Here is a 5,259-nt window from a genome sequence, read left to right as displayed (position 1 = left end):
CCCATACCTGAAGTGGCCCTGATGAACCCAGCAGCCCCCGGCATCGGCCGGCCGGTTTTCGGATCCAGGGTCTTGGCCTTGGCCAGTTGCTGGATCAGCGCTTCAGTCGGTTTTTGTGGTGGGACATTGGCCAGGCGCTCTTCCAGCCATTGCAGCTTGCCGTCCCAGGCGGGCAGCGGGGCCGGGGGCAGTGGGAGGATGTCGTTGATCTCGGGGACTTTGGGGTTGGCGTAGGAGTAGTTGCCTAGGACTTTGCTAATTGTCTTGTAGCGGTCGGCGCGTTCGAGGTCTTCTTGTTGAGCGAGATACTCCAATTCATCGTCTGGCGTGGGCCCGCGAAAGCCAAGCTCTAACGCATAAGCCGCAGTTTCATTACCAGCAACCACACCAAGCTGGAATGCTTCAAGTGAATCCTGATACTGACTACTTCTTTTGAGATTGATACCGAGACTAATAGCCGCATCAGCATTACCCTGTTCAGCCGAACAACGGCGCATTTGCCGAGCCACCTCGGGGCCCATATCGCTAGGCGCCAGTTTATCCGCCACATAAGCCTGGGCTTGCGCACTCCCTTCATCGGCCGCCTTGCGGTAATACCGCAGCGCCATCTCCGAGTCCTGCTCCAACCCGGCACCTCCTTGGTTCAAAAAGATCCCGACGAGGTAGTATCCCGTCGCCACACCGGCATCGATCAATTGCTGGCTCATGCGCAAGTGCTCTTCACCACGCAGGTTGAAATGGCCGCGCATCGCACCGTTTTGCAGGTTGATGTTGGCCTTGTAGTGATCGTTCTCGCTGGCAATGCGGTACAACCGCTCGACTTCCACGTCGACGCTCTTGTCCTGCTTGAGCTGGTTATTTTTTTGCAGCCAGCGCGCGTACTGGAATAGCACATCGGCGTCGGCGCTGGCGTCGGGGATTTTTTCGTGGGCGCAGGTGAAGGCCAGGTTGGCTTTGATATGGGCGAGCGGGTCCGGCGCTGCCTTGGGCAAGCGAGCAGCCTGTTCATTATTGCCACACGCCGCCAACGCCACGTTCAACAGGCAGATGACCCCATACTTAAGCTTCACCCAGGTAGCTCCACTCGACGCCGAGCTCGTCGACTCTTTTTATATCGGGCAACAGGAAACGTAGCTGGAAGGTCCTGACCCGCGCAGTCGGCATGACCTGGCCTTGCTCGAAGCGCAGGATGGTGGTGTGTTCCAGGTTCTGATCTCGGTTGTACGGTGAAACCGCCCGCCAGTAACCGCTCTTGGGGCAGGCCTGGCCGGTGAAGCAGTTGGGCGCGCCCATACCTGAAGTGGCCCTGATGAACCCAGCAGCCCCCGGCATCGGCCGGCCGGTTTTCGGGTCCAGGGTCTTGGCCTTGGCCAGTTGCTGGATCAGCGCCTCGCCGGGCTTGGGCGGCGGCACGTTGGCCAGGCGCTCCTCCAGCCATTGCAGCTTGCCGTCCCACGCCGGCAGCGGGGCCGGGGGCAGTGGGAGGATGTCGTTGATCTCGGGGACTTTGGGGTTGGCGTAGGAGTAGTTGCCTAGGACTTTGCCGATTTTTTCGTAGCGTTCGACGCGCTCTAGGTCTTCTTGTTGAGCGAAATAGTGCAACTCATCATCTGGTTTTGCGCCCAGAAAGCTACGTTCTAACGTGTAAGCCGCAGTTTCATCACCAGCAGCCACTCCTAGCTGGAACACTTCAAGAGCCTCTTGAAACCGGCCCTTTATCGACAAATTGGTGCCCAATGCGTTGGCGGCCTTGCCATGTCCCTGCTCAGCAGCACAACGACGCATCTGCCGCGCAATATCCGGGGCAATAGATATCGGTGCCAACTTGTCGCTCACAAGGTACTGGGCTTGCGCACTCCCTTCATCTGCCGCCTTACGGTAATACCGCAGCGCCATCTCCGAGTCCTGCTCCAACCCGGCACCTCCTTGGTTCAAAAAGATCCCGACGAGGTAGTAACCCGTCGCCACGCCGGCATCGATCAATTGCTGGCTCAGACGCAAATGTTCTTCGCCACGCAGGTTGAAGTCACCGTGCATCGCTCCGTTCTGTAGGTTGATATTGGCCTTGTAATGGTCGTTCTCAGCAGCGATGCGATACAGCCGTTCGATCTCCTTATCGACGCTCTTGTCCTGCTTGAGTTGGTTGTTCTTCTGTAGCCACCGGGCGTACTGGAACAGCACATCTGCGTCGGCGCTCGCCTCCGGGATTTTTTCGTGGACACAGGTGAAGGCCAGGTTGGCTTTGATTTCGTTAAGCGGCTTCATCGAAGAGTCCTTGATTGAATGAGTCGGGACGTCGCCGGTATCACAGGCAACGAGCAACAGGCATGACAGCAAGAGGAGGTAGCGCATCAGTCAAGATTTTCCAGCTTGGTTTCGTCGTAATAGAACTCGACAAGAGGGGCATAGGGAGCCAATCCCTCTGTTTGAAGTTCTCTATTTCGATTAATAATCTCCTGCCATGCCTTAAACGCTTTCCCCGCATCATCCTGAACCCCCTTCCCATCCGTATGCAGATCCCACAACCGCCGCCTCAACGCCTGGGTCACACTCGCCCACTCATGGGCGATGTTCAGTTCGCTATCGACCTGCATGCTGCGGGTGTTGATGTTGGCCGAGCCGTGGGTGGTGAACACATCGTCGACGATCATCAACTTGGAGTGGATGTACACCGGCATCCAGGGTTTGCCGGGCGGAGAATCGGGGGCCACCAGCGAACACACATGGACTTTCAGGCCAGGGATGCTCCTGTTTGGCTCGATGGTCATGCCCTCGATTTTCGCGATTTGCGCATCCAGCTCAGCGATGCGACCGCGATGGAGGTAGTCGATATCCCTGGCCTTGCGGTTCGCTTCACCATCGCCCAGGGCGTCGGTGATGCTGGTCATGGCGCGCAAGACCTTTTGCTCCAACTGCTCGCCCAGGGACGGTGCCTGCGCCTCGATCTCGGCCTTGGCCTTGGCCCTGACTTTGTCGATGAGTTTTAATTTGGTGACGTTGGGAATGGTGTCCGCGCGCCCCAGGCTGTCGAGCATGCGCTGGGTATTGACCGTGCCCGCGCCGATCCCATCATCGGTGGCGTTAGTAATCACGAACAGATGAATCGCGCCATGCGCGCCGGGGTCACGCCCGGCGGTGACCTGCCGGGCGGCGGCCGTCTTGATGAACTCGGCCAGGAACGGCCAGCGAAAGTACTGGTTCTCGATGTAGATGAACTGGGTCGCGTTGTTGACCGCTTGCAGGTAGAGCGCCTCGATGTCGCGCTTGCCCTCTTGTGGCTGGGTGCGCAGCAGTTGAGCTATCTGTGGGGTGGCGCCGTGTGTGCATTTGAGCTGAGGGCCAACCTGCTTGGCCTGGCGTGCGATGAGCAGGTCTTCCTTGGTTTCCTTGCGCCAGGCAACGGCGAAATTGTGGTGCAGGTGTTCCAGGATCGGCCCGCTGACCCGGCTGGAAATGTCCTGGCGCGGGGTATCGCCGCGCGGTCCCGCGTTGGGTGCCGGTTTGGTCTCAGGTGTGCGGTTCAAGGCGCAATGGCCGTCAGTGTCCCAATACTCATCGAGCATGTTGTGCCCCATGACAAAACCGACGGCGCGGTCCGGCAGTTCATAGTCGACAAGGACGCTCTTTTGATGGTGGCTCGGCGCCCCTGTCAGGACCGCAAGCGTGCTGGCGCTGAGTTGCGGGTCGAGGCTGTGGTATTTGACCTGATGGGCGATCTCGGCCCGCTCGAACAAGTTGAAGCCGCGACTGACAAATACCGGAAAGTTGTTCTGTGCCTGAAGTAGATAAGGGTTGGCGCGGTTGTATGAACACGTGACGAACCACCGGCGATCAAAGGCGTATTGATCCTGCGTGGACCGTTGCATCGCGCGGTCCTCGTAGCTCATCAGTCCTTTGCCGGGGAGATTGGCCTCACCGGCCACGCCCGCCGAATTGAACGGCGCCTCCCAGCCCAGCACACGCACCTGGACCCCCGCCTTGGCCTTGTCCATCAACAACTGGCCAATACTCGGCGCCTGACCATCACGGATGAAATACATCGAGGGCTGGAACCCCCAGCAAATGATGTCGATGCTCTGGGTGGCCTGGGCGATGGCTAGGTGCACCGCCTTGAAGGTTTCTTCACCATTGACCAAGGGCTGATAGGTCGCGGCCACCGGATGGTACTCGGTGTTGTGGACATACCAGGGTGAGGTGCAGACGACACGGTCCGTGTGCTTGAAGGCAACCGGCACCACGATAGCGGGACGATTCATAGGATTGGTTCCTGCGAGGGGGTGCCCTCGTCCAGTTGTACGGCGTACAGGCCGCGGTGATCGGTGTGCGTCGCGGGCTGGCTCAGTTCGGCATCGGTCTGCGTGGGGTGGTTGTGCAGGCCACTATTGGCCAGGTGTGCCTGCTCGACATTGCGGTAGTCGGTGGGCACCGGGATCTCATAGCTGATGCCGTTGGCCAGCACCAGCCCGTAGCCTCGGGTGACGACCTGGTGCTCGATCAGCAGTTGCCCAGTACCGTCCAGCACCCCCTCCTTGAGCAGCGCGCCGTCGGCATAGAGTTTGTATGGCATGCCGGCTGCGCTTTGCTGGGGGGCATTGGGCGCATGCGGTACGCTCAGGTGCAGCAGTTGTTTGGAGAGGCTTTGTGGGTAATCCGGGTGTTCGGCTTTCATGCTGGCCGGACCGCGATAGTCAAAATACACCGACTTGACCAAGTGATCGCCCAGGGTGCCCGACTCGATCTTGTTCGCGTCCAGGGTGATGTAGCTGCCCCCGGCATTGAGGGTGATTTTCTTCTTGGCGGTGATGTGGATTTCATCTTCGGTGCTGGTGATTGACAGGCCGTGGCGGGCCATTAGTTCCAGGGTGTCGTTCTGCGCCTGCACGGTCACCGGGCCCTGGTTGGCGATCAGTTTGATCCCCAGCTTGCGCACAAACAGGCTCAGTCCCTGGCCCACGCCGATGAACAGGCGCTTGACCACGCTGAGGTCGGCCGCGCCGCCCGCATTGAGCATCAGGTTCTCTTGCGCGGCCAGTTGCAGGTGCCCGCCGCTGGTCAGGGCGATGCCTTGGGGGGCGCTGAGCAGCAGGACCGAGGCCTTGAGTTCATCCAGTTGCTCGCGCAGCAGCGTCAGTTGCGCGTGCACGTCGGCCGGTTCGGCGTTGGCGGTTTGCGCGTCGGTGGAGAGGCTTTGCAGTTGCTCGCCGGCGCGTTGCAAACGGCCCACGGCGGCGGACATGTCCAGCACCTGGCCCTGGGCTT

At 59.8% G+C, this 5,259-nt stretch carries 4 protein-coding genes; all 4 read right to left on the bottom strand.

The genetic code is table 11. The annotated features are described in order from the left end of the window. The coding region (locus BMW74_RS24305; RefSeq protein ID WP_093426636.1) for an SEL1-like repeat protein at window positions 1–1,070 on the bottom strand (1,070 nt) is incomplete at its 3' end. After that, window positions 1,060–2,265 (bottom strand): SEL1-like repeat protein, encoded by a 1,206-nt coding sequence (locus BMW74_RS24300; protein ID WP_371911853.1) that lies wholly within the window; start codon window positions 2,263–2,265, stop codon window positions 1,060–1,062. The genes BMW74_RS24305 and BMW74_RS24300, both read right to left, overlap by 11 nt. An 86-nt stretch (window positions 2,266–2,351) precedes the next feature. After that, window positions 2,352–4,256, bottom strand: a complete 1,905-nt coding sequence (locus BMW74_RS24295; protein ID WP_093426634.1) for a phospholipase D-like domain-containing protein — start codon at window positions 4,254–4,256, stop codon at window positions 2,352–2,354. Further along, window positions 4,253–5,259: DUF2345 domain-containing protein (locus BMW74_RS24290; RefSeq protein WP_139208487.1), on the bottom strand; the 1,007-nt coding region annotated here is incomplete at its 5' end. The genes BMW74_RS24295 and BMW74_RS24290, both read right to left, overlap by 4 nt.

It is taken from the genome of Pseudomonas sp. ok272 (assembly GCF_900109995.1).
Lineage (GTDB): Bacteria > Pseudomonadota > Gammaproteobacteria > Pseudomonadales > Pseudomonadaceae > Aquipseudomonas.
This window is presented reverse-complemented; position numbering and strand designations above follow the sequence as displayed.